General features: G+C 68.7%; 21 protein-coding genes, 1 tRNA gene and 1 pseudogene. 15 read left to right on the top strand and 8 right to left on the bottom strand.

Annotated features, from left to right (window positions below):
• Positions 1-237 precede the first annotated feature (237 nt).
• The 7 genes from ACZ5NH_RS32685 (at position 238) to ACZ5NH_RS32655 (ending at position 8282) form a co-directional block, all read left to right on the top strand.
• Positions 238-1284 carry an ABC transporter substrate-binding protein gene (locus ACZ5NH_RS32685; RefSeq protein ID WP_468780396.1) on the top strand — a complete coding sequence of 349 codons (1047 nt, stop codon included), beginning with the start codon at positions 238-240 and terminating at the stop codon, positions 1282-1284.
• Between the two features lie 28 nt (positions 1285-1312).
• The gene (locus ACZ5NH_RS32680; protein WP_468780395.1) at positions 1313-2134 is read left to right on the top strand and encodes a siderophore-interacting protein; all 822 of its coding nucleotides are present in this window, start codon (positions 1313-1315) and stop codon (positions 2132-2134) included.
• A 100-nt stretch (positions 2135-2234) separates the two neighbouring features.
• Positions 2235-3677, top strand: coding sequence for a lysine decarboxylase DesA (desA, locus tag ACZ5NH_RS32675; RefSeq protein ID WP_468780393.1), 1443 nt, complete (start codon positions 2235-2237; stop codon positions 3675-3677).
• Positions 3661-4944 (top strand): lysine N(6)-hydroxylase/L-ornithine N(5)-oxygenase family protein, encoded by a 1284-nt coding sequence (locus ACZ5NH_RS32670; protein WP_468780391.1) that lies wholly within the window; start codon positions 3661-3663, stop codon positions 4942-4944. Before desA ends, ACZ5NH_RS32670 begins: the two co-directional genes overlap by 17 nt.
• The gene (locus tag ACZ5NH_RS32665; protein WP_468780389.1) at positions 4941-5471 is read left to right on the top strand and encodes a GNAT family N-acetyltransferase; all 531 of its coding nucleotides are present in this window, start codon (positions 4941-4943) and stop codon (positions 5469-5471) included. The genes ACZ5NH_RS32670 and ACZ5NH_RS32665 overlap by 4 nt, the downstream gene beginning before the upstream one ends.
• Positions 5468-7240, top strand: coding sequence for an IucA/IucC family protein (locus ACZ5NH_RS32660; RefSeq protein ID WP_468780387.1), 1773 nt, complete (start codon positions 5468-5470; stop codon positions 7238-7240). Before ACZ5NH_RS32665 ends, ACZ5NH_RS32660 begins: the two co-directional genes overlap by 4 nt.
• A 337-nt stretch (positions 7241-7577) precedes the next feature.
• Positions 7578-8282, top strand: coding sequence for a LysM peptidoglycan-binding domain-containing protein (locus ACZ5NH_RS32655; RefSeq protein WP_468780385.1), 705 nt, complete (start codon positions 7578-7580; stop codon positions 8280-8282).
• Positions 8283-8428: 146 nt separating this feature from the next.
• Here the strand turns inward: ACZ5NH_RS32655 and ACZ5NH_RS32650 are convergent, their stop codons facing one another.
• Positions 8429-10033 carry a beta-N-acetylhexosaminidase gene (locus ACZ5NH_RS32650; protein WP_468780383.1) on the bottom strand — a complete coding sequence of 535 codons (1605 nt, stop codon included), beginning with the start codon at positions 10031-10033 and terminating at the stop codon, positions 8429-8431.
• 62 nt (positions 10034-10095) lie between these two features.
• Between ACZ5NH_RS32650 and ACZ5NH_RS32645 the strand changes: the two genes are divergently transcribed.
• On the top strand, positions 10096-10977 hold the full coding sequence (locus ACZ5NH_RS32645; protein ID WP_468780381.1) for a DUF4429 domain-containing protein: 882 nt from the start codon (positions 10096-10098) through the stop codon (positions 10975-10977).
• A gap of 39 nt (positions 10978-11016) precedes the next feature.
• On the opposite strand, the gene ACZ5NH_RS32640 is transcribed toward ACZ5NH_RS32645, so the two are convergent.
• On the bottom strand, positions 11017-12582 hold the full coding sequence (locus ACZ5NH_RS32640; RefSeq protein ID WP_468780379.1) for a purple acid phosphatase family protein: 1566 nt from the start codon (positions 12580-12582) through the stop codon (positions 11017-11019).
• 164 nt (positions 12583-12746) lie between these two features.
• Between ACZ5NH_RS32640 and ACZ5NH_RS32635 the strand changes: the two genes are divergently transcribed.
• Together ACZ5NH_RS32635 and glmS are read left to right on the top strand one after the other, a co-directional pair.
• Positions 12747-13004 (top strand): hypothetical protein, encoded by a 258-nt coding sequence (locus tag ACZ5NH_RS32635; RefSeq protein WP_388627575.1) that lies wholly within the window; start codon positions 12747-12749, stop codon positions 13002-13004.
• A 44-nt stretch (positions 13005-13048) separates the two neighbouring features.
• Positions 13049-14866, top strand: coding sequence for a glutamine--fructose-6-phosphate transaminase (isomerizing) (glmS, locus tag ACZ5NH_RS32630; protein WP_468780377.1), 1818 nt, complete (start codon positions 13049-13051; stop codon positions 14864-14866).
• A gap of 146 nt (positions 14867-15012) precedes the next feature.
• Here glmS and ACZ5NH_RS32625 read toward each other — a convergent pair whose 3' ends face one another.
• Positions 15013-15573 carry a GPR1/FUN34/YaaH family transporter gene (locus tag ACZ5NH_RS32625; protein WP_468780375.1) on the bottom strand — a complete coding sequence of 187 codons (561 nt, stop codon included), beginning with the start codon at positions 15571-15573 and terminating at the stop codon, positions 15013-15015.
• Between the two features lie 129 nt (positions 15574-15702).
• Positions 15703-16230, bottom strand: coding sequence for a universal stress protein (locus tag ACZ5NH_RS32620; RefSeq protein ID WP_388627570.1), 528 nt, complete (start codon positions 16228-16230; stop codon positions 15703-15705).
• Between the two features lie 315 nt (positions 16231-16545).
• Between ACZ5NH_RS32620 and ACZ5NH_RS32615 the strand changes: the two genes are divergently transcribed.
• From ACZ5NH_RS32615 to ACZ5NH_RS32600, 4 genes are all read left to right on the top strand, one after another.
• Complete coding sequence (locus ACZ5NH_RS32615) at positions 16546-16815, top strand: hypothetical protein (RefSeq protein WP_450984837.1); 270 nt, start codon at positions 16546-16548, stop codon at positions 16813-16815.
• Positions 16816-17193: 378 nt separating this feature from the next.
• Positions 17194-18411: a helix-turn-helix domain-containing protein gene (locus ACZ5NH_RS32610; protein WP_451552037.1), complete on the top strand. Its 1218-nt coding sequence runs from the start codon at positions 17194-17196 to the stop codon at positions 18409-18411.
• A gap of 182 nt (positions 18412-18593) precedes the next feature.
• The gene (gene orn / locus ACZ5NH_RS32605; RefSeq protein ID WP_388627567.1) at positions 18594-19196 is read left to right on the top strand and encodes an oligoribonuclease; all 603 of its coding nucleotides are present in this window, start codon (positions 18594-18596) and stop codon (positions 19194-19196) included.
• A 118-nt stretch (positions 19197-19314) separates the two neighbouring features.
• A tRNA-His gene (locus ACZ5NH_RS32600) sits at positions 19315-19390 on the top strand.
• A 694-nt stretch (positions 19391-20084) separates the two neighbouring features.
• On the opposite strand, the gene ACZ5NH_RS32595 is transcribed toward ACZ5NH_RS32600, so the two are convergent.
• Together ACZ5NH_RS32595 and ACZ5NH_RS32590 are read right to left on the bottom strand one after the other, a co-directional pair.
• Entirely contained in the window at positions 20085-20336 is a 252-nt protein-coding gene (locus ACZ5NH_RS32595) for a hypothetical protein (RefSeq protein ID WP_468780372.1), read from the bottom strand.
• 34 nt (positions 20337-20370) lie between these two features.
• Positions 20371-20688: pseudogene (locus ACZ5NH_RS32590) on the bottom strand (amidinotransferase); the annotation flags it as partial.
• 185 nt (positions 20689-20873) lie between these two features.
• On the opposite strand from ACZ5NH_RS32590, the gene ACZ5NH_RS32585 reads away from it, so the two are divergent.
• Complete coding sequence (locus ACZ5NH_RS32585) at positions 20874-21899, top strand: isocitrate/isopropylmalate dehydrogenase family protein (protein WP_468780370.1); 1026 nt, start codon at positions 20874-20876, stop codon at positions 21897-21899.
• Between the two features lie 16 nt (positions 21900-21915).
• Here the strand turns inward: ACZ5NH_RS32585 and ACZ5NH_RS32580 are convergent, their stop codons facing one another.
• The gene (locus ACZ5NH_RS32580; RefSeq protein WP_468780368.1) at positions 21916-22149 is read right to left on the bottom strand and encodes an antibiotic biosynthesis monooxygenase family protein; all 234 of its coding nucleotides are present in this window, start codon (positions 22147-22149) and stop codon (positions 21916-21918) included.
• Positions 22150-22297: 148 nt separating this feature from the next.
• Positions 22298-23026, bottom strand: a complete 729-nt coding sequence (locus ACZ5NH_RS32575; RefSeq protein ID WP_468780366.1) for an FAD-dependent oxidoreductase — start codon at positions 23024-23026, stop codon at positions 22298-22300.
• Positions 23027-23105: the final 79 nt, after the last annotated feature.

The following is a 23105-nucleotide window of genomic DNA, read 5'->3' as shown; positions in this document are numbered from 1 at the left end:
CCTGCGAACGCCCGCGCGCCGGACCCAGCCGCCGGTACAGCAGAGCGAACCCCCTGTGTGCCGGTGGCAGGGTCAGGGCGGCCGAGAGCAGGGCCGCGAGCGCGAGCCCGCCGGCGTCACCGCCAGGCCCGCCAGCCCGGCCAGGCCGACACCCTCTCGACATCAAGCAAGGTTAGGCTAACCTACCTTCGAACTTGTCCGGCGGGCGTTCCGCCCCGTTCGAAAGCAGTCATGCCCATGCCCCATGCCCGTGCCTCCCACCTCACTCGCCGCGGCCTGCTCGCCGCGGGCGGCGCCCTCGGACTCGGCGCCGTGCTCGCTGCCTGCGGGGACGAGAAGGGGAAAGACGGTGGCTCCGGCGCAGGGGCACAGTCCGGCAAGTCCGGCCCCTGGAGCTTCGAGGACGACCGCGGTACGACCGTGAAGCTCGACAAGGTCCCCGCGGACATCGTCGCCTTCACCGGCGTCGGCGCCGCGCTCCACGACTACGGCATCCAGGTCAAGGGCGTCTTCGGTCCGACGACGACCAAGGACGGCAAGGCCGATGTCCAGGCCGGCGACATGGACGTCAGCAAGGTGACGGTCCTCGGCAACACCTGGGGCCAGTTCAACATCGAGAAGTACGCCTCGCTCGCGCCGGACGTGCTGATCACGACGATGTTCGACGACGCGGGCACCCTCTGGTACGTCCCCGAGGAGTCGAAGAAGAAGATCGCCCAACTGGCCCCCGGCATCGGCATCTCCGTCTACGACCGCCGGCTCACCCGGCCGCTGCAGCGCATGTGGGACCTGGCCGAGTCGCTGGGCGCGGACATGAAGGCCGCGAAGGTGACCGACGCCAGGAAGCGGTTCGAGGCCGCGGCCGCCCGGCTGCGCGCCGCCGCCAAGGCCAAGCCCCACATCAAGGTGATGGCCGGCAGCGCCAGCGACCAGCTGTTCTACGTCTCCGGCAGCAACCTCTCCATCGACCTGGAGTACTTCAAGGCCCTCGGCGTGAACTTCGTCGAGCCGCCGGAGAGCGCCAAGAAGCAGGGCGGCGGCTGGTACGAGTCGCTGAGCTGGGAGAACGTCGACAAGTACAAGGCCGACATCATCATGATGGACGACCGCTCGTCGGCGCTCCAGCCGTCCGACATCACCAAGCCGACATGGAAGCAGCTGCCCGCAGTGAAGGCCGGGCAGGTCATCGCCCGGTCTCCCGAGCCGATTCTGTCGTACGACAAGTGCGTGCCGCTGCTGACGAGTCTGGCGGAGGCCTTGGAGAAGGCCAAGAAGGTCAGCTGACCGACCTGACGCTATTTCAGGAGCCCTTATGACGACGGCCGTAGCCGCCCCGTTCCGATTCTTCTCCCTGCAGGTCGTACGGACGAGGCGGCTGGGGCCGTCGCTCGTTCGCGTCACCTTGGGCGGGACCGATCTGCACGCGTTCCACTCCGACGGGCGCGACCAGTCCCTCTCGCTGTTCCTCCCGCACCCGGGTCAGCCGAAGCCCGTCGTACCCCTGGACCTGGGGGACGGCTGGTGGCAGGCCTGGCGGGAACTGCCCGACGACGTACGGGCCGTGCTGCGTTCGTACACGCTCCGGTGCCTGCGCCGCGACCCCGACGAGATCGACATCGACTTCGCCCTGCACACCCCCGCGGGCCCCGCCTCCCGCTGGGCCTCCCGGGCCACTCCCGGCGACCGGGTGCTGCTGCTCGGCCCGGCGATCGCCGACAACCGCGCCATCCGCTTCCGCCCGCCCGAGGACACCGACCTGGTCGTCCTGTGGGGCGACGAGACCGCCGTACCGGCCGCGACCGCCATCCTCGAAGCCCTCCCGGCCGGCACCCGCGTCCGGGCCTGGCTGGAGGTGCCGCAGGCCGGTGACATCCAGGACGTGCGCACGGAGGCGGACGCTGAGATCACGTGGCTCGTACGGCATGACGTCTCCCCCATGGCCGTCGACGCCGTACGAACCGCTCAACTGCCCGCCGCCGAGCGGCCGTACGTGTGGATCGCCGGTGAGTCGGGGCGGGTCAAGGCGCTGCGGCGGCACTTCGTCGGCGAGCGCGGGGTCGACCGGCGACGGGTGACCTTCGTCGGGTACTGGCGGCAGGGGATGACCGAGGAAGAACTGCGGGCCGCGGAGTAGCTCCAGCGCGCCTTGATCCAGAAGACTTAGGTTAGGCTAACCTAAGTCAAAGCGGTTCCCCTTCGAACCCGCACGGACTGTCCCCACGGAGGACCCCCGCATGCGCTCGCACCTGCTCAATGGCCTCACCGCGGAGCACTACCGCAGCTCCGTGACCGAAGGAGTCGAGCGGGTGGCGGCCAAACTCGCCACCACCGACCGTCCGTTCACCGGCGTCACCGTCGACGCCCTCTCCCCCCTGATCGACGCCATCGACCTGGACCGCCCGCTCGGCACCACCACCGCCGCCCTGGACGAGCTGGAGGAGGTCTACCTCCGTGACGCGGTCTACTTCCACCACCCCCGCTACCTCGCCCACCTCAACTGCCCGGTCGTCATCCCCGCGGTACTCGGCGAGGCCGTGCTCTGCGCGGTCAACTCCTCCCTCGACACCTGGGACCAGTCGGCCGGCGGCACCCTCATCGAGCGCAGGCTCATCGACTGGACGGCCGCCCGGATCGGCCTCGGCCCCGCCGCCGACGGTGTGTTCACCTCCGGCGGCACCCAGTCCAACCTCCAGGCGCTGCTGCTGGCGAGGGAGGAGGCCAAGACCGACTCGCTCGCGAAACTGCGGATCCTCGCCTCCGAGGTCAGCCACTTCAGCGTGCAGAAGTCCGCCAAACTCCTCGGGCTGGGCCAGGAGGCGATCGTCCCCGTCCCCGTCGACCGCGACAAGCGGCTGCGGACCGTCGCCCTCGCCCATGAACTGGAGCGCTGCCGCCGGGACGGCCTCGTCCCCATGGCCGTCGTCGCCACCGCCGGCACCACCGACTTCGGCTCCATCGACCCGCTCCCGGAGATCGCCGAGCTGTGCGCCCAGTACGGCGTGTGGCTGCACGTCGACGCGGCCTACGGCTGCGGGCTGCTCGCCTCGCTCAAGCACCGGGACCGTCTCGCGGGCATCGAACGCGCCGACTCCGTCACGGTCGACTACCACAAGTCCTTCTTCCAGCCGGTGAGTTCGTCCGCCGTGCTGGTCCGGGACGCGGCCACCCTGCGCCACGCCACCTACCACGCGGAGTACCTCAACCCGCGCCGCATGGTGCACGAACGCATCCCCAACCAGGTGGACAAGTCCCTGCAGACGACCCGGCGTTTCGACGCCCTCAAGCTGTGGCTGACGCTGCGGGTGATGGGCGCGGAGGGCATCGGGCGGCTCTTCGACGAGGTCTGCGACCTGGCGGCGGAGGGCTGGCGGCTGCTGGCCGCCGACCCGCGCTACCACGTCGTGGTCGAGCCGGCCCTCTCCACCCTGGTCTTCCGCTACATCCCGGCGGCCGTCACCGACCCGGCCGAGATCGACCGCGCCAACCTCTACGCCCGCAAGGCCCTGTTCGCCTCCGGTGACGCCGTGGTCGCGGGCACCAGGGTCGGCGGCCGTCACTACCTGAAGTTCACCCTGCTCAACCCCGAGACACGGGCGGCCGACATCGCCGCCGTCCTCGACCTGATCGCCGGCCACGCCGAGCAGTACCTGGGAGAGTCCCTTGACCGCGCGTCCTGAAGCCGGCCCGGCCCACGACTTCGTGGGGATCGGGCTCGGCCCCTTCAACCTCGGCCTCGCCTGCCTCACCGAACCCATCGCCGGCCTGAACGGGATCTTCCTCGACTCCAAGCCGGACTTCGAGTGGCACGCCGGGATGTTCCTGGACGGCGCCCATCTCCAGACCCCGTTCATGTCGGACCTGGTGACCCTCGCCGACCCGACCTCGCCGTACTCCTTCCTCAACTATCTGAAGGAGAAGGGAAGGCTGTACTCGTTCTACATCCGCGAGTCGTTCTATCCGCTGCGGGTCGAGTACGACGACTACTGCCGCTGGGCGGCGAACAAGCTCGGCAGCGTCCGCTTCGGCACGACGGTCACCGAGGTGACGTACGAGGACGAGCTGTACGTCGTCCGCACGCAGACCGGCGAAACGTTCCGCGCCCGGCACCTGGTCCTGGGCACGGGGACGACCCCCTACGTCCCGCAGGCCTGCCGGGGGCTGGCCGGCGACTTCCTGCACTCCTCCCAGTACATGCGCCGCAAGGCGGAGCTGCAGGCGAAGAAGTCCATCACGATCGTCGGCAGCGGCCAGAGCGCGGCCGAGATCTACCACGAGCTGCTCGCCGAGATCGACGTCCACGGCTACCAGCTCAACTGGGTCACCCGCTCCCCGCGGTTCTTCCCGCTGGAGTACACCAAGCTGACCCTGGAGATGACCTCCCCGGACTACATCGACTACTTCCGGGCGCTGCCCGAGGAGACCCGCTACCGGCTGGAGAAGCAGCAGAAGGGCCTGTTCAAGGGCATCAACTCGGATCTGATCGACGCGATCTTCGATCTGCTCTACCAGAAGGACGTCGAGAGCGGCGACCGCCCGGTCCCCACCCGCCTCCTCACCAACTCCAGCCTCACACAAGCCAGTTATGACGACGGCGGCTACACCCTCGGCTTCCACCAGGACGAGCAGGACAAGGACTTCGAGATCCGCACCGAGGGCCTGCTGCTGGCCACCGGCTACCACTACGAGCCCCCGGCCTTCCTCGCCCCCATCCGCGACCGCCTGCGCTTCGACGGCCACGGCCGCTTCGACGTCGCCCGCAACTACGCCACCGACGTCACCGGCCGCGGCGTCTTCCTGCAGAACGCGGGCGTCCACACCCACAGCATCACCAGCCCCGACCTGGGCTTGGGCGCGTACCGCAACGCGTACATCGTCCGCGAGCTGCTCGGCACCGAGTACTACCCGGTCGAGAAGACGATCGCCTTCCAGGAGTTCGCCGTATGACTTTCACCTTCCGTGCCGTCGACCCGTTGAAGGACGGCGAACTCCTGCACTCCTGGGTCACCCATCCCAAGGCCTCCTTCTGGATGATGCGGGACGCGAAGCTGGAGGACGTCGAGCGGGCCTACATGGAGATCGCGGCGGACGAGCACCATCACGCGCTGCTCGGGCTGCGCGCCGGGGAGCCCGTGTTCCTGATGGAGAAGTACGACCCGGCACGCCGGGAACTGGCCGGCCTGTACGAGGCACGGCCCGGTGACATCGGCATGCACTTCCTCACCCCGGCGACCGGCACACCCGTCCACGGCTTCACCAGGTCCGTCATCACGGCGGTGCTTGCCCACCTCTTCGAGGACCCCGCGGTGCAGCGGATCGTGGTCGAACCGGATGTACGCAACAAGGCCGTGCATGCCCTGAACGCGGCCGTCGGTTTCGTGGCCGAGCGGGAGATCCAGAAGCCGGAGAAGAAGGCGCTGCTGAGCTTCTGCACACGCAAGCAGTTCGCCGCCGCGACGGGGGCGACGGCATGACCCTCGCCGACGCCGTGGCCCACCTCTCCCCCGAGCGCTGGGCGACCGCCAACCGTCTGCTCATACGCAAGGCGCTCGCGGAGTTCGCGCACGAGCGCCTGATCATGCCGGAGGCCCTCGACGGCGGACGGTACGTCGTCAGCAGCGACGACGGCCTGACCCGCTACCGCTTCACCGCCACCCGCCGCGCCCTCGACCACTGGCAGATCGACGCCGACTCGATCACCCGCCACCGCGACGGCGCCGAGCTCCCACTCGCCGCTCTGGACTTCTTCATCGAGCTGAAGGAGTCCCTGGGCCTGAGCGACGAGATCCTGCCGGTCTACCTGGAGGAGATCTCCTCCACCGTCTCCGGCACCTGCTTCAAGCTCACCAAGCCCCGCATCACCTCGGCGGAGCTGGCGGGCAGCGGCTTCCAGGCCGTCGAGACCGGGATGACCGAGGGCCACCCCTGCTTCGTGGCGAACAACGGGCGGCTCGGGTTCGGCGTCCACGAGTACCTGTCGTACGCCCCGGAGGCGGCGAGCCCCGTCCGGCTGGTGTGGCTGGCCGCGCACCGCTCGCGGGCCGCGTTCACGGCGGGTGCCGGGATCGAGTACGAGTCGTTCCTGCGGGAGGAGCTGGGCGAGCCCACGCTGACCCGCTTCCGCGCCACACTCACCGGCCAGGGCCTGGACCCCGCCGACTACCTCCTCATCCCGGTCCACCCCTGGCAGTGGTGGAACAAGCTCTCCGTCACCTTCGCGGCCGAGGTGGCCCGCCGGCACCTGGTCTGCCTCGGCGAGGGCGACGACGAGTACCTGGCCCAGCAATCCATCCGGACCTTCTTCAACACCTCCCACCCGGAGAAGCACTATGTGAAGACGGCCCTGTCCGTCCTCAACATGGGCTTCATGCGCGGGCTGTCCGCCGCCTACATGGATGCCACACCGGCGATCAACGACTGGCTGGCCCAGCTGATCGAGAACGACCCCGTGCTGAAGTCGACGGGCCTCACGATCATCCGGGAGCGGGCGGCCGTCGGCTACCGGCACGTGGAGTACGAGCAGGCCACCGACCGCTACTCGCCGTACCGCAAGATGCTGGCCGCGCTGTGGCGGGAGAGCCCGGTGCCCTCACTTGAGGACGGCGAGTCGCTCGCGACCATGGCCTCCCTGCTGCACGTGGACCACACCGGCGCCTCCTTCGCGGGCGCGCTGATCGAACGGTCGGGCCGCACGCCGACGGAATGGCTGCGGCTCTACCTCCGCGCCTACTACACCCCGCTCCTGCACAGCTTCTACGCCTATGACCTGGTGTTCATGCCGCACGGCGAGAACGTGATCCTGGTGCTGAAGGACGGGGTGGTGCGGCGGGCGGTCTACAAGGACATCGCCGAGGAGATCGCGGTGATGGACCCGGACGCCGTGCTGCCGCCGCAGGTCGCGCGCATCCGCGTCGACGTGCCCGAGGACAAGAAGCTCCTGTCGATCTTCACGGACGTCTTCGACTGCTTCTTCCGCTTCCTCGCCGCGCACCTCGCCGCCGAGGGGATCCTGGCGGAGGACGCCTTCTGGCGCACGGTCGCCGAGGTCACCCGTGAGTACCAGGACGCGCGGCCGGAGCTTGCCGACAAGTTCCGCCGGTACGACCTCTTCGCCCCAAAGTTCGCGCTGTCCTGCCTGAACCGGCTCCAGCTGCGCAACAACCGGCAGATGGTGGACCTCACCGATCCCTCCGGCGCGTTCCAGCTGGTGGGCACGCTGAAGAACCCCATGGCGGGCCTCTGACGGCAACCCCTGATGTCCGACTTAACCCCTTTTGACGCAAAGTCTCGGCATTTCCCCATTTAATCCATTGAGTCGTTTTACTTGCGCCACGTGACTCAGTTCACTTACGAAGCTTCCTAGGATCGCGAGCGGCCCTTAACTTCCAGATTCCCCAAAGACTCGGCCATGGTCGACATCGCAGAGCAACTAGCCCGGTTAGTAAATAGGGCAATTGCCGATTTATTCCCGGCGGATTAAGAATGTTCCCGCCGCAGCGCACCGCTAAACGAAATGCAGTGCTGTTTGCCGAGGGGAACCGGCAACTGCGGTGATCAATTCCCCGGAAAAGGACCGCTCCATGCCCCGTCATGCCCGCAAGCCCTCATCCCGGGCCCGCCGCTTCCTCGCCGGCGGCGCCGTCACCACCGGCACGCTCGTCCTGGCCTGCACGGCCACCGGCGCCGCTCAGGCCGCCACCGCCGCGCCCACCGGCAAGACCGCCTACACCGTCCATGCCGGCGACCACCTGGCCTCGATCGCCCGGTCCCTCCATGTGCCGGGCGGCTGGCAGGCCATCGCCTCGGCCAACCACCTCGCCAGCCCCTACATCATCCGGACGGGACAGGTTCTCACCCTGCCCGCCGGGTCGGCCTCGGCCACGACGGTCAAGACCGCCACGGCCAAGACCACGACGGTCAAGACCGCCACGGCCAAGACCGCCACGGCCTCCACCGGGACCTACACCAACAACCTGGACGGCTGGATCAAGCATTCCCTGGCGATCATGGCCAAGAACAACATTCCGGGGACCTACAACGGCATCCACCGCAACATCATGCGGGAGTCCTCCGGCAACCCGAAGGCCATCAACCTCTGGGACTCCAACGCCGTCAAGGGCACCCCGTCCAAGGGCCTGCTCCAGGTGATCCAGCCGACGTTCGACGCGTACCACGTGCCGGGCACCTCGTCGGACATCTACGACCCGGTCGCCAACATCACCGCCGCCTGCAACTACGCGTACCACCGCTACGGCTCGATCGACAACGTCAACAGCGCCTACTGACAGCGAATTTCCAAGCGGTCAGACATGCAATTCGGTTGACAGCCACACCTGCCCCTGAATTGCACTGGCAAAGATCCAAGGATCAAGGACGGGCACCCCGGAGTACGGTTCTCCGGGGTGCCCGTCGTTTTGGCTTCAGTGGGTGATCAATTCTTCGGCCAGGGGACCTGCGGTGAGCGGTAATAGGTGATGCCCAGGGCGTCCCAGCGGGGGGCCTGGGCGGCCAGGCGGAGTTTGTAGGTGTTCCACTCGTGGGTGGCCGCCGGGGACCAGGCCAGTTCGGCCGCGCCCGGGAGGCGGGGGAACGCCATGTACTCCATGTCGGCCGACGTCTTCAGGGTCTCCGACCACAGGGGGGCCTCCACGCCCTGGATGGCCGAAGCCGGGGCGCCGGGGAGGTAGTTGCCGGGGTTCCAGTCGTACGACCGCTGGACCTCGACGTAACCGGCCCACTTCGTGCCCAGCCTGGTGCCGCTGGTGTACTTCATGTCGAGGTAGAGACGGTCCGCCGGGGACAGGATCAGGCCCGTGCCGTTCTTGGCGGCCTCGGCGACCTGGGCCTTCTCGGCCGTGCTGGTGCCGTCCAGGCCCCAGTACTGGGCGAGGGCGCCCTTGGCCGGGTGGGCGCCGGTGAGCTGGTGCCAGCCGATGACGGTCTTGCCGTACTTGGCGACGATCGGCTGCACCCGGTCCATGAACTTCACGTAGTCGGGGTGGCTGGTGGAGTGTGCCTCGTCGCCTCCGATGTGGAGGTAGCGGCCGGGGGTGAGGGCCGCCAGCTCCTGGATGACGTCGTCCGCGAAGGTGTACGTGACGTCCTTCGGCACACACAGCGAGCTGAAGCCGACCTGTGTGCCGGTGTACAGCGGAGGTGCCACGCCGTTGCAGTTGAGCTGGGCGTAGGAGGCGAGGGCCGCGTTGGTGTGGCCGGGCATGTCGATCTCGGGGACGACCTCCAGATAGCGGGAGGCGGCGTAGGAGACGATGTCGCGGTACTCGGCCTTGGTGTAGTAGCCGCCCTTGCCGCCGCCGACCTCGGTGGAACCGCCGTAGCCGGCGAGGCGCGGCCAGGAGTCGACGGCGATGCGCCAGCCCTGGTCGTCGCTGAGGTGCAGATGCAGCTCATTGATCTTGTACATCGCCAGTTGGTCGATGTACCGCTTGACCTGCGCGACGGTGAAGAAGTGCCGGGAGACGTCCAGCATGGCGCCCCGGTAGGAGTAGCGGGGGCGGTCCTCGATGGTGCCGCCGGCGATCTGCCAGGGGCCAGGCTGGGCGGTCTTCTTCTCGGCTGCCGCCGGGAGCAGCTGGCGGAGGGTCTGTACGCCGTGGAAGAGGCCGGCGGGGGCACTCGCGGTGATGGTGACGCCGGCCGGGTCGCTGTGCAGCCGGTAGCCCTCGGCGCCGAAGTCGCCCTGGGCGAGGTGGAGCTGGATGCCTCCGCCGCCCTGGCCGGTGGTGATCGGCAGTCGATAGCCGGTGGAGGGCCGCAGGATGCCGGTGAGGTAGGCGCCGATGCCGCGGACCGAGGCGGCGTCGTCGACGTGGACGCCGGTCGCCCAGGTGATGCGGTACGGGCCCCCGCCGGGCTCGGCCGAGGCGGGCGCCGGGACGATCCGGTCCAGCGGTGTCGGGGCGGCCGCCTGCGCCGTGGGGGCCGCGCCGAGGGTGAAGCCCCCGGCCGCCGCCAGAAGCAGTAGTGATCCGAGGATGCGAGGTGTTCGGGGAGTCGTGCTGTGGTTCCGTCTCACATGCGCTCCCTTCAGATGTGGTCGAGACCACTCTCCCGCAGATCCGGTGAAACAATCCCTCCATGGCGGAAATCATCCAGAAGGACGGCACCTGGACCTTCGACGGCGATGCCCTGCGGCTCACCCCCGGGCGGGACAAGAACGTGAGCCTGTTCCGCCGCGAGCTGGGCGAACTCGTCGTACCGCTGGGGGCGTTGGCCGGTGTCTCCTTCGAGCAGGGGCGGCGGTCGGGGCGGCTGAGGCTGCGGCTGCGCGACGGCGCCGATCCGCTGACGCAGGCCACCGGCGGCCGGCTCACCGAGCCGAACGACCCGTACCAGCTGACGGTGGAGTCCGACCGGTGCGGCGTCGCCGAGTACTTCGCGGACGAGGTGCGCAACGCCCTGCTGCTGGACGGGGTTTCACCGGATCCGGTCGACGGGTACCTGCTGCCGGGGCCGCCGCTGCCAGTGTCCGCCTCCGCCGGGGACGGCACGGCGGGCTTCGACGGGGAGCGGGTGCGGCTGGAGTGGAACTGGAAGACGGAGGAGGCGAAGTCCTCCGGCGGCCCCCGCACGATCCCCCTCGCGGACGTCACCGGCGTGGAGTGGCAGCCCGCGGCCGGTCTGGAGAACGGCCATCTGCGATTCCTGGTGCGGGGCGCGCCGGTGTCGGCGCCGCCCAAGTACGACCCGAACGCGGTCGAGCTGTGGGGGTTCAAGAAGGATCCGCTGATGGCGCTGGTGGCCGCCGCCGTACAGGCGCGGCTGCCGCATCCCGCGTCCTCCGCAGACGAGGACGCCATACGCCCGCGGCCCGTGCCCCTCGGCGAGGAGCCGGCCGCCGAGAACGACCATGACGCCCTGCTGCGGCGGCTGCGCGAGCTGGGTGAGCTGCGGCGCGACGGGGTGCTCACCGAGGAGGAGTTCGCCCTCGCCAAGCAGGCGGTCCTCAAGCGCATGTGAGAGCGCGTGTGAGGACCGTCCGCGGCCCGGCTCAGGGAGTTACTTGGCCGTGCGGGACACCGTGAAGTGGTCGATGCGGTTGCCGGTCTCGGCGATGCCCGACACCTTCAGCGTGGTCTGGCGGCCCTTCGGCGCGGGGCAGACGTCCACGCGCAGGAAGGAGTAGTTCAGGTAGCGGACCCGGGACCAGGTGACGGTCTCGTTGACCTTGCCGTCCTTGGTGTTGATGAAGGACGCGACCGAGTCGACCTCGTGCTCGTTGCCCTCGTAGGAGTCCGGGGCGCTGAACGCGTACAGGCTGCGGCCCGCCGCGCCCGCGGTGACGTAGACCACGCCCTCGGTCTCGGAGTAGGCGGTGCCGCCGATCGGGAGCTTCTTGGTGACCTGGCCGCCCTTGATGACGTCGGTGCGCTCGTACTGGTGGTTGTGGCCGTTGATGACCAGGTCCACCTGGTACTTCTCGAACAGCGGCACCCACTCCTGGCGCACGCCCCCCTCCGAGGCGTGCGCCGTGGAGGTGCAGTACGCGCAGTGGTGGAAGAACACGACGACGAAGTCGACGTCGTCCGACGACCGGTACTTCTTCAGCTGGGCCTCGAACCACGTGGTCTGGGTTCCGCCGGAGATGCCCAGGTTCGCCGGGATCTCGAAGGAGACGTCGTTCGGGTCCAGCGAGATGACCGCGGTGTTGCCGTGGACGAAGGAGTAGACGCCGGGCAGGTTCTTCGCGTCGGGGCCGTTGTCCGGGAGGGTCCAGCGGGCCTCCTCGCCGCCGTAGCCGTTGGGCGAGTACCAGGCCTCCATGTCGTGGTTGCCGTAAGAGACCATCCACGGGATCTGCTTGGCGACCGACTCGGTCTGGTACAGGAACTGGTCCCAGGTGCGCGAGTCGAAGCCCGTGTCGGTGGCCTTGCCCTGGCCGGCCGGGTCGCCGTACGCGATGTCGCCGGCGTGCAGGTGGAAGGCCGGGTTCTGGCCGAGGATCAGGCTGTCGTTGGCCAGGGCGTGGTAGCTGACGCCCTGGTCGCCGAAGGCGGTGAAGGTGAACGGCGCCTTGTGGGCGGGGGCGGTGGTGAAGGTGCCCAGGGTACCCGCGAGGCGCGGCTCGGCCGGGTCGAAGCCGTCGTGGCCGACGCCGTAGTAGTAGGTCCGGCCGGGGCGCAGGTGGGTGAGCTTGGCGTGCAGGTAGTACTGCGTGTGGTCGCCGCTCGCGCCGACGCCGGCCGGGGTGTAGAGGCTGCGGACCTCGGCCTCGATCTTGCGGGAGAGGTCCCAGGGCTGCGCGCCGATACGGATGAACGGTTTCTTCACGGCGACCGGGACCTGCCAGGAAACGGTCATCTCCGTGCGCGGGTCGCTGCCGTAGGCGAGGTGGCGGCCGAAGGGGGCGACGAGGGCGCCGTCGACCGTCTCGGTGGCGGGGGCGGCGGCCTGTGTCGGCACGGCCGCCTGGGCGGTGGCGCCCGGCACGAACGCGCCACCGGCGACGGCGCCGAGCGTGACGGCACCGCCTCTGATCATGGTGCGCCGGGAGAATCTGGCGCGCAGGTACTCGTGCTGCTCGGCCATGCTCATGCGCTCGGCCAGCTTGTCGGGTACTCCCATACGAGGAATGTCCATGGCGTCCGAAACTCGTGGGTCCGGACGACGAGACGCAAGACACAAAGTGGACAGCCCGCGAACAGAGATCCAACAGCCCCGTACCAGGCCTCTGCCCGAAATCGGGCACGATTCTTGCGAAACCGGCGGCGGTACTCCAGGATCTACGGGTGCACGACGAACTTGTTGATCATCTGTCGCGGTCCACACCCCTGAGCCGGGGCGAGGCGCTGCGGGTGATCCAGGACGTGCTCGCCTTTTTCGACGAGACGACCCAGGATTTCGTCCGTCGCCGCCACCGCGAGCTGCAGGCCCAGGGCCTGGTGAACGCGGAGATCTTCGAACGGATCGAGGCGGACCTGAAATACCGGGCGGTGGCACCGCCGGAGCTGACGCTCAGGCAGCTGCGCCGCATCGTCTACGGCTGAGAACCGGCCGGGACCACGGGCCGAGGGATACGGGATACCTATATATGTGCGGAATTGTCGGATACATCGGGAAGCGTGACGTCGCCCCTCTCCTCCTGGAGGGCCTGCAGCGGCTGGAGTACCGCGGCTACGACTCCGCGGGCATCGTCGTCACCTCCCCGAAGACGCCGGGGCTGAAGATGGTCAAGGCCAAGGGCCGGGTGCGCGACCTGGAGGCCAAGGTCCCGGCGCGTTTCAAGGGCACCACCGGCATCGCCCACACCCGCTGGGCCACCCACGGCGCCCCCTCCGACGTCAACGCCCATCCGCACATGTCGGCCGACAACAAGGTCGCCGTCGTGCACAACGGCATCATCGACAACGCCTCCGACCTGCGTCGCAAGCTGGAGGCGGACGGCGTCGAGTTCCTCTCCGAGACCGACACCGAGGTCCTCACCCACCTCATCGCCCGCTCCACCGCCGAGAAGCTGGAGGACAGGGTCCGCCAGGCGGTCCGGCTGATCGAGGGCACCTACGGCATCGCGGTCCTGCACGCCGACTTCCCCGACCGGATCGTGGTGGCCCGCAACGGCTCCCCGGTCGTCCTCGGCATCGGCGAGAAGGAGATGTTCGTCGCCTCCGACATCGCCGCGCTGGTCATGCACACCCGCCAGATAGTGACGCTGGACGACGGCGAGATGGCCACCCTCAAGGCCGACGACTTCCGCACGTACACCACCGAGGGCACGCGCACCACCGCCGAGCCCACCACGGTGGAGTGGGAGGCCGAGTCGTACGACATGGGCGGCCACGACACCTACATGCACAAGGAGATCTTCGAGCAGCCCGACGCCGTGGACCGCGTGCTGCGCGGCCGCATCGACGACCGCTTCTCCACCGTGCACCTCGGCGGCCTCAACCTGGACGCCCGCGAGGCACGGCAGATCCGCCGCGTGAAGATCCTCGGCTGCGGCACCTCGTACCACGCGGGCATGATCGGCGCCCAGATGATCGAGGAGCTGGCCCGTATCCCCGCCGACGCCGAGCCGGCGTCCGAGTTCCGCTACCGCAACGCGGTCGTGGACCCCGACACCCTGTACGTGGCCGTCTCCCAGTCCGGTGAGACCTACGACGTCCTCGCCGCCGTCCAGGAGCTGAAGCGCAAGGGCGCCCGGGTCTTCGGCGTCGTCAACGTGGTCGGCTCCGCGATCGCCCGCGAGGCGGACGCCGGTATCTACGTGCACGCCGGCCCCGAGGTCTGCGTGGTGTCGACCAAGTGCTTCACCAACATGACGGTCGCCTTCGCGCTGCTCGCCCTGCACCTGGGCCGCACCCGTGACCTCTCGGTCCGCGACGGCAAGCGGATCATCGAGGGCCTGCGGAAGCTGCCCGAGCAGATCACCGAGATCCTCAAGCAGGAGGAGCAGATCAAGGAGCTGGCCGAGCGGTACGCCGACGCCCGCTCGATGCTCTTCATCGGCCGCGTCCGGGGCTACCCGGTGGCCCGCGAGGCCTCCCTGAAGCTCAAGGAGGTCTCCTACATCCACGCCGAGGCCTACCCCGCCTCCGAGCTGAAGCACGGCCCACTGGCCCTGATCGAGCCGGCCCTGCCCACGGTCGCGATCGTCCCCGACGACGACCTGCTGGAGAAGAACCGCGCGGCCCTGGAGGAGATCAAGGCCCGCAGCGGCAAGATCCTCGCGGTGGCCCACCAGCACCAGGAGAAGGCCGACCAGACGATCGTCGTCCCGAAGAACGAGGACGAACTCGACCCCATCCTGATGGGCATCCCGCTCCAACTCCTGGCCTACCACACGGCGAAGGCCCTGGGCCGGGACATCGACAAGCCGAGGAACCTCGCGAAGTCGGTGACGGTCGAGTAGGAAGTTCACGCGACCACCGAAGCGACAATTGAGCAACCCCCGCGGCGAGCAACCACGTCCGCGAGAGCGGCGCCGGCTTAGGCGCAAAATGGGGACCCCCACGTGTGCCACCGAGCACGTGGGGGTCCATTCGGTGCCGCTGCGGATCAGCCGGTGGCCGTCACCCCCCGGCCGGCGGCACGCCGAGGAAGCGCTGTCGGCCAGTGCGCGACCGCGGCTGTCGCCGCGTACCAGGCCACCGCACCGGACACCGCGGCCACCCAGCCGCCCGCCTTGGCCAGAGACGAACTGTCGGCGAAGACCGCGACGGCCAGCACCAGCATCGCCAGGAACAGCAGCCCGTGCATGACCTGTCCGAGGCTGTCCCCGCCCGCGAGGGTCAGGGTGAGCGCCACCAGGGCGAAGAGAAGCAGGAAGAGCCCGGCCGCGTCGGCCGAGCCGTGGCCGGCGACGGCCCAGGTGAACCACAGCGCTCCGAGGGCCACAAAGCCCGTACCGGAGGCGCTGTCACCGCCCCGGAAGGCCAGCAGGCCGACGAGGAACAAGGCAACTCCGCCCACGTAGTGGGCCACTGAGACGGCGTCGGACGCCGCTACGCCGTGAATGACGCCGGTCGTACCGAGCCCGAACGCCAACAGGGTGATTCCCAGGGCGAGTCGGCCGACCACGGTAGTGCTTCCCGTTCCCGCAGAGACTTCGTTGTCCACGGCGGGCTCCCTTCATGCAGTGCTGTTGCGCGGTGACCGATATATGCCCTTCACAAGGGCACAAACCACCTCTACGCGCGAGTAGTTTCGCGCTGCACAAAGGGAGTTGAGAGGCTCGGAGAACCAGGATCAGGGAATGACGATCACCGGTCGCTGCGCCCGCTTGGCGAGCCGCCCGGCGACGGAGCCGAAGATGCGGCCGACGATGCCGTGCGTGGACCCGACGACGATCGCGTCCGCCTCGTACTCCCGCCCCACCTCTTCGAGTTCGTGGCAGATGTCGCCGCCCCGCTCGACCAGGATCCACGGCACCTCGGCCAGATAGTCCGCGCAGGCCAGCTCGAGGCCGAGGACCTCGGTGCGGTGGTCCGGCACGTCGACGAAGACGGGCGGCTCACAGCCGGCCCACACGGTGGTGGGCAGCCGGTTGGCGACATGGACGATGATCAGGCCCGAGTGCGAGCGGTGGGCCATGCCGATGGCGTAGGCGAGGGCGCGCTCGCTGGAGGTGGAGCCGTCGAAGCCGACGACGACTCCGTGCCGGAAGGCTGGGTCGCAGCTGGGGCGTGGCTCTTCCGCCGCCTGGGGATCGGCCGCCGTGGGATCGGCGACCGGCCGCTTGCGGTCCGCGGGTTCGAAGAATTCGTGACCGGCCATGGCTGTCTCGGCGTTGTGATCCTTTATGGGTGGGACGACAGTGTGCGGCGGAGCTGTGTCCGGGAAACATCTTCCCAACCCCATACCCCCAAGGGTACGGCGGCACGCCTTCCGAGCCCAGATCCCGCGCACGCTCCGTAAGCGGTCCCCCGACGTCCGTAGGGGTTCACCGGAGCATGCACGAGCCGCGCCCGTAACGCAATGGTTGCTGCCCCGTACAGGCGGTTTGCACAGGATCAACAGATGTACGACCGGTGACCGAGTGGTCGAACAGGCGTTGAACGGGATGAGCCACCGCCACAGGGAGTAGGAGTCATGCCCGGTCGTCGATCCACCTCCGAGCCGCCGCCCGTGCCGGACACCGTGAGCGATGTGATCCGCTGGGCCGCCTTCAGCTGCGTCCTCGTCCCCGTGGTCCTGGTCTGGTACGGCACCTCGCTGGCCGGCGCGGCGGGGGCCGCCCTGGGCCTGGCCGCCGTCACGGCCGCGTGCCGCTTCCTGCTGCGCCGCTCGGAGCGCTGTGCGGCGCGTTGCGCCGAGCAAAGAGGCGGACGTCACACCCGCCGACAGACACCGGTCGACTGACCTGTTTTCGTACCCCCGAACGCTTCTTTTCAGCCAACTTCTGAATGCCGCCCAAGAGGGGTCCCGACCACCCTCCAACCCCCGTTCGACCTGCACGGAAAGGGTCTACGGGCAGCTGTGCACCCTACGCGGTTTGGCCACTGCCACAAGGCGCACTTCCCTGCGCGCTCCGCGAGTGCAACGCTTCGTGATCGAATGCTTCACGCCAAGTTGTCATGTCGACAATCTGGGGCGTGTGGAACTGGTCACCGCCCGACCGCGGGAACCAGTAGATTCGATCTTGACTGTCTTACGGCGGGGGACTCGTGCAGGACCGAGGGGAAACGTGCAGGAGCGACACAACCGAGGAGCCGCGACCACCGAGGGGGGCTTAGCAGTATGAGCCACGACTCCACTGCCGCGCCGGAAGCCGCAGGCCGGAAACTCTCCGGGCGACGCCGCAAGGAGATCGTCGCGGTGCTGCTGTTCAGCGGCGGCCCCATCTTCGAGAGTTCCATTCCGCTGTCGGTGTTCGGGATAGACCGCCAGGACGCCGGCGTGCCGCGCTACCGACTGCTGGTGTGCGCCGGCGAGGAGGGCCCGCTGCGGACCACAGGGGGCCTGGAACTCAGCGCACCGCATGGACTGGAGGCGATCTCCCGCGCCGGGACGGTCGTCGTACCGGCCTGGCGCTCGATCACCGCGCCACCGCCGGAGGAAGCGCTCGACGCGCTGCGCCGGGCGCACGAGGAGGGTGCCCGCATAGTCGGGCTGTGCACCGGTGCCTTCGTCCTCGCGGCGGCGGGCCTGCTGGACGGCCGCCCGGCGACGACCCACTGGATGTACGCGCCGACGCTGGCCAAGCGCTATCCGTCGGTGCACGTCGATCCACGGGAACTCTTCGTCGACGACGGTGACGTCCTGACATCGGCGGGTACGGCGGCCGGAATCGATCTCTGTCTCCACATCGTGCGGACGGACCACGGCAACGAGGCGGCCGGCGCGCTGGCCCGCCGGCTGGTGGTCCCACCGCGCCGCAGCGGCGGTCAGGAGCGCTACCTCGACCGGTCTTTACCGGAGGAGATCGGCGCCGACCCGCTCGCCGAGGTCGTCGCCTGGGCGCTGGAACACCTCCACGAGCAGTTCGACGTGGAGACCCTGGCGGCACGCGCCTATATGAGCCGCCGCACGTTCGACCGCCGGTTCCGCTCGCTGACCGGCAGCGCGCCGCTGCAGTGGCTGATCACCCAGCGGGTGCTGCAGGCGCAGCGGCTGCTGGAGACGTCGGACTACTCCGTGGACGAGGTCGCGGGCCGCTGCGGCTTCCGCTCCCCCGTCGCGCTGCGCGGGCACTTCCGCCGCCAGCTCGGCTCCTCCCCCGCCGCCTACCGGGCCGCCTACCGGGCCCGCAGGCCGCAGGGCGAGAGGCCGGCCGACACGGAGCCGCCGATGCCGCCGTCCGGCCAGCCGGGCCCGCCCCCGGGCCTCGCGGGCCCCGGACCGGTGGGCCACGCACCCATGCTGCACCCGGACCGGGACAGCGGGGTACCGATACAGAGCCGCCGCCAGACAGCGGGCGCGGTAGGACTGCTGCCGGGGCCGCGGAGCGGTAGCTGAGAAGAGGGGGCGGGCACATCCCGCCCCCTTTTTTTCAGCTTGCAGGACGGAAGCGCCCCGTAGGGGCGCGGGGAACTGCGCGACCAGCCACGACGGACCCGCAGACGAGCGACGGCCCCTCTCGGCACTTCCTGCGGAGCACAGGGGCACCCAAAAGCTCAGGTCCGCTTTAGGGTGGTCGCATGAACGATCGCATGGTGTGGATCGACTGCGAGATGACCGGCCTCTCGCTGTCCGACGACGCTCTCATCGAGGTGGCCGCCCTCGTCACCGACTCCGAGCTGAACGTACTCGGCGAGGGGGTGGACATCGTCATCCGCCCGCCGGACCAGGCGCTGGAGACGATGCCCGAGGTGGTGCGTCAGATGCACACCGCGTCCGGCCTGCTCGCCGAGCTCCCGAACGGCACGACCCTTCAGGACGCCGAGGAGCGGGTCCTCTCCTATGTGAAGGAGTACGTGAAGGAGCCCGGCAAGGCCCCGCTGTGCGGCAACTCCGTCGGCACCGACCGCGGCTTCCTGCTGCGGGACATGCCGACCCTGGAGGACTACCTCCACTACCGGATCGTCGACGTGTCCTCCATCAAGGAGCTGGCCCGCCGCTGGTACCCGAGGGCCTACTTCAACAGCCCGGAGAAGAACGGCAACCACCGGGCGCTCGCCGACATCCGCGAGTCGATCGCCGAGCTGCGCTACTACCGCGAGGCAATCTTCGTCCCGCAGCCCGGCCCGGACTCCGACACCGCGAAGACGATCGCCGCCAAGCACGTCCTGCCCGCGCAGTAGTCCCCCGGGGTACGGCTCGAGGTGCGCCGCGCGAAAACGTGTGCGCGAGCACCCCTTCGGACCCTGTAGACTTCTTCTCGGCCGGTCGGGGAAACGACGAGTTCCACCGCCGGTCGTGGTGGGTGTAGCTCAGCTGGTAGAGCACCTGGTTGTGGTCCAGGATGTCGCGGGTTCGAGTCCCGTCACTCACCCCACGAGACAGGCCCGTGACCTGCGGAAACGCAGGTCACGGGCCTGTCTGCCGTTTGGCCACGGCCGAACCGCGGCCCATCCACCCGCGATCCGAATCGTCCGGGAAGGAGCGATATCTCGCCGAGGGCACCGGACTGTCCCATGCCTTCAGTGACGCCCTGCGCGTCCGCGTGGCACCGGGGGCGTGATCCGGGTCGGGTCGCCGTCGACCTGGCACTGTGCGCGACCAGAGCACGGTGTTCGGCCCCGTTGCTTCCACCCCCACCGCCTGGCGGCTGCTCGCCGGCATCGACCCCCGCCGCGCACGCGGGCGGGCGCGAACTGCCCGGTCTGGTCCTGGACATCGACGCCACCCTCGTCACCTGCCACTCCGAGAAGGAGCACGCGGCATCGACCTACAAGATGGCTTCGGCTACCACCCGCTGCTCAAAGGTCAGGATCGGACCGGTGACGAGATCGAGCGTGTGCAGATCTGCTCCGGCTTCGGCGTCATGAAGAAGGCGTCGGGAGAGTCGTTCGCCGGTGCTCGTCTTACCGTCGGGCGCAACTCTGGGCGGTACTCGCCCCAGCGCGGGCGTCTTCACCCCATCCCGGCAAGATCCCAGCACGGGAAAACTAGGGGGCCGACCCCGAAGAGTCGACCCCCACGGGTCTTGGTTGCGGCGCTCAGTCCTCCTTGTAATACCAGTTCTCCGGCTAATACCAGTTCTCCGGCGCGATCATCCCGAAGGGGTTGACCGGACCGAAGCCGCCGATCTTCCGCGAGACCTCGAAGAGCCGGATCGGGAAGTTCGGGGTGAAGATCACCGGAACCTGCTCGGCGATGTAGTTCTGGTAGTCGTACAGCGCCTGCAGGTCGTCCGTTGTCACCGAGCGCTCGATGAGCTCTCGCCGCTGGGGTGGTGGTACACCCAGCCACCGTTCCAGCAGCAGATCTCCCAGAGGCACGGGGAGTCCGGTCCGGGCACGCACGGTGCGTTCGCGGATCGACAAGTGTGAGGCCGACGACCTCGCGGCCGAAGACCTCCTCCGCCTCCACATGGGAGCGCAGCGCGGTGCGGAAGCCGGTACCGGCGAGCACCCGGTCGCCGGTGAACAGGTAGTCACCCTCGCCCTCGTTGACGTGTTCGGCGTCGTGCACCCGGTAGCCGTGCTCGGCGAGCCAGTCGCGGTACGCCGGTCCCTCGGCGGCGCGCTGCTCGTGGCGGAACTTGGCGGAGAGCACGGTGCCGTCGATGACGGTGGCGCCGTTGGCGGCGAAGACCATGTCGGGCAGGCCCTCGATGGGGTCGATCAGCTCTGGGGCTGTCGTGCTGGGATCGCGCTGGGACGGCCCTCATCAGATCCACCTGGGCGGGTGGTGAATGATCCATGACAGAAGCGAGTGGTCACCGGACAGAAGGGACCTAGTCTGCCCTTACGCCGCGCCCAGGTTGTGGAGTGGTCGGCGCATGCTCCCTTCTTCGATTCCCGAAAGGGTGACAGTTGGCTGGCATCACCGTCATCCCTGGCGACGGCATCGGTCCTGAGGTGGTCGAATGTGCGCTCAAGGTGCTGGATGCGCTTGATACCGGCCTGTCGATCGATGTCCTCGATCACGTCGACGCAGATCGCTATCATCGTGACGGTCAGGCGCTGAGTGAGGCGGATCTGTCCCGCATATCCGCGAGTTCCGCCGTCTTGCTGGGGGCCATCGGACGGCCCGATGTGGAGGACACCGACTATGTACGCGGTGTTCTGCTGCGTCTACGGCACAGCTTCGATCTCTATGCGAACTGCCGACCGGTTCGGCTGCTGCACGACCGGCTCAGCCCGCTGCGGGATCCGGCGCGTCGCATGCTGGACTGTGTGATCGTCCGCGAGAACACAGAGGGTCTGTATAGCGGCATCGGTGGCAACCTCCGTGTGTCCTCGCCCCAGGAGGTGGCCATCGACGCAGACGTCAACACATGGCACGGTGTCTCCCGGATCCTGGACTTCGCGTTCTCGACGGCGCGGCGCGAGGTCTGTCTCGTGGACAAGGCCAACGCGGTGCGGGCTGGAGGACGCTTGTGGCAGGAGTGCTGGCGGCGCGCCGCGGAGTGCAATCCCGGGACGGCCACCAGGCACCTCTATATCGATGCCGCCGCGATGAAGCTCGTCACTGAACCGGACCACTTCGATGTGATCGTGGCGAGTAACTCGTACGGTGACATTCTCAGCGACCTGGCGGCCGCGCTGGCCGGCGGGATCGGTCTGGCGCCGTCGGCGAGTCTCAACCCCGAGACCGGTTTCGGCTTGTTCGAGCCGGTACACGGCTCGGCTCCGGACATCGCGGGAAAGGGCGTGGCGAACCCCTTCGCGTGTCTGCTCACCACGGCCCTGCTGATCCGGCATCTGGGTCACGAGGCCGGGGCGGCCGCGATCGACGCCGCAGTCGCCGGATCGATCGCGGCCGGGCGGGTCACCCCTGACCTGGGGGGTTCGCTGAGTACCCGGCAAGTGACCCATGCGGTGCTGGCCTCGCTGTGAGCGGCGGTACCTGCGCTCAGGGCGCCGGGTACTCCTCGGGGTCCTTGCTGGAGCTTGTGCGGACGACCTCGGCGACGCTGAGTTCGAAGAATTCGTACCACTTCTCCCGGCCGAGCTGCTGGGCATCCTGGTGCTCGGGGTCGTTGCGCCACTTCTCCAGGGTCTCGGGGTTCCGCCACCACACCAGGGCCAGCCGTTCGCCGTCCTCGGCCACGTAGTTCTTGAGATGAACCAGGTCGTCGCCTGCCATTTCCCGCACCCTTTTCGCCAGGTGCTCTTCAGTCGTTCCGTATGTGTCGTCGACCTGCTCGGAGAAGCGCGACCTGAAGACGACGAGAATCACTGTGCCCTCCCGGCAATTTCCTCATGTTTGAACACCCTTGATGCGCGACACAGGCTCACTGGGCCGTGACGGACGCACGTATCTGCGGATCGGGCAGGTCGACGGCAGTGGAGCCGTACCGGCTGATGATCCGCCGGGCCTGACTGCGCAGTCGTCTCTCCTCGGCGAGTGCGGAGCTGTAGCTCTCCTCGCTGAAGGCGCAGCGCTCGTAGAGCGGCACGAACCTGTCCGGCATCAGGGCCACCAGCCGCCGGGCCACGGCCTCTTCGGCTTCCTGCCGGGGGTCCGGCAGCCGGGACATCGTGCGGTAGTGCTGGTAGGAGATGTCGGCTATCGCGTCACCGTCGTTCTTCCGGGACCGCTGGTAGTCCGTGAGCGCCCGCTGCCAGTCGCCCTCTCGGTCCAGGCAGCTCACGAGCGTGCGGACGTCCTCGAAGGCACAGTTCATGCCCTGTCCCATGAAGGGGGCCATGGCATGGCAGGAGTCACCGATGAGCACGGCCCGACCACCCGAGGTCCAGGTGTCGCAGCGGGTGAGCCGCACGGCGGAGACCGGTTTGGTCGCTAGTTGCTCCTCCAGATCCGGAATGCCGGCGGCCAGGCCCGGAAAGACGTCGGCGAACTGCCGGGCCAGCGCACGACCACCGGCCGCGGCGGCATAGGAGGGCCGGGGGCCGTCCTTTCGGAAGAACACCGAACCCGCGAACAGCGGGGAGGAGACCAGGGGGAATGCCCCGAAGAGGGCGTCACCGGCCGGCCAGTAGTGCATAAGACCTCGTCTCATTTGGTGAGTCTGCGGTAGCAGATGAGGCTGCAGGCGATGGCGGTGAAGGCCATGAAGTGTTCGGCTTTGCGCTCGTAGC

It is taken from the genome of Streptomyces sp. NPDC031426, assembly GCF_055581585.1.
The sequence above is the reverse complement of the archived record's forward strand: the minus strand, read 5'-3'. Positions and strand labels throughout refer to the sequence as shown.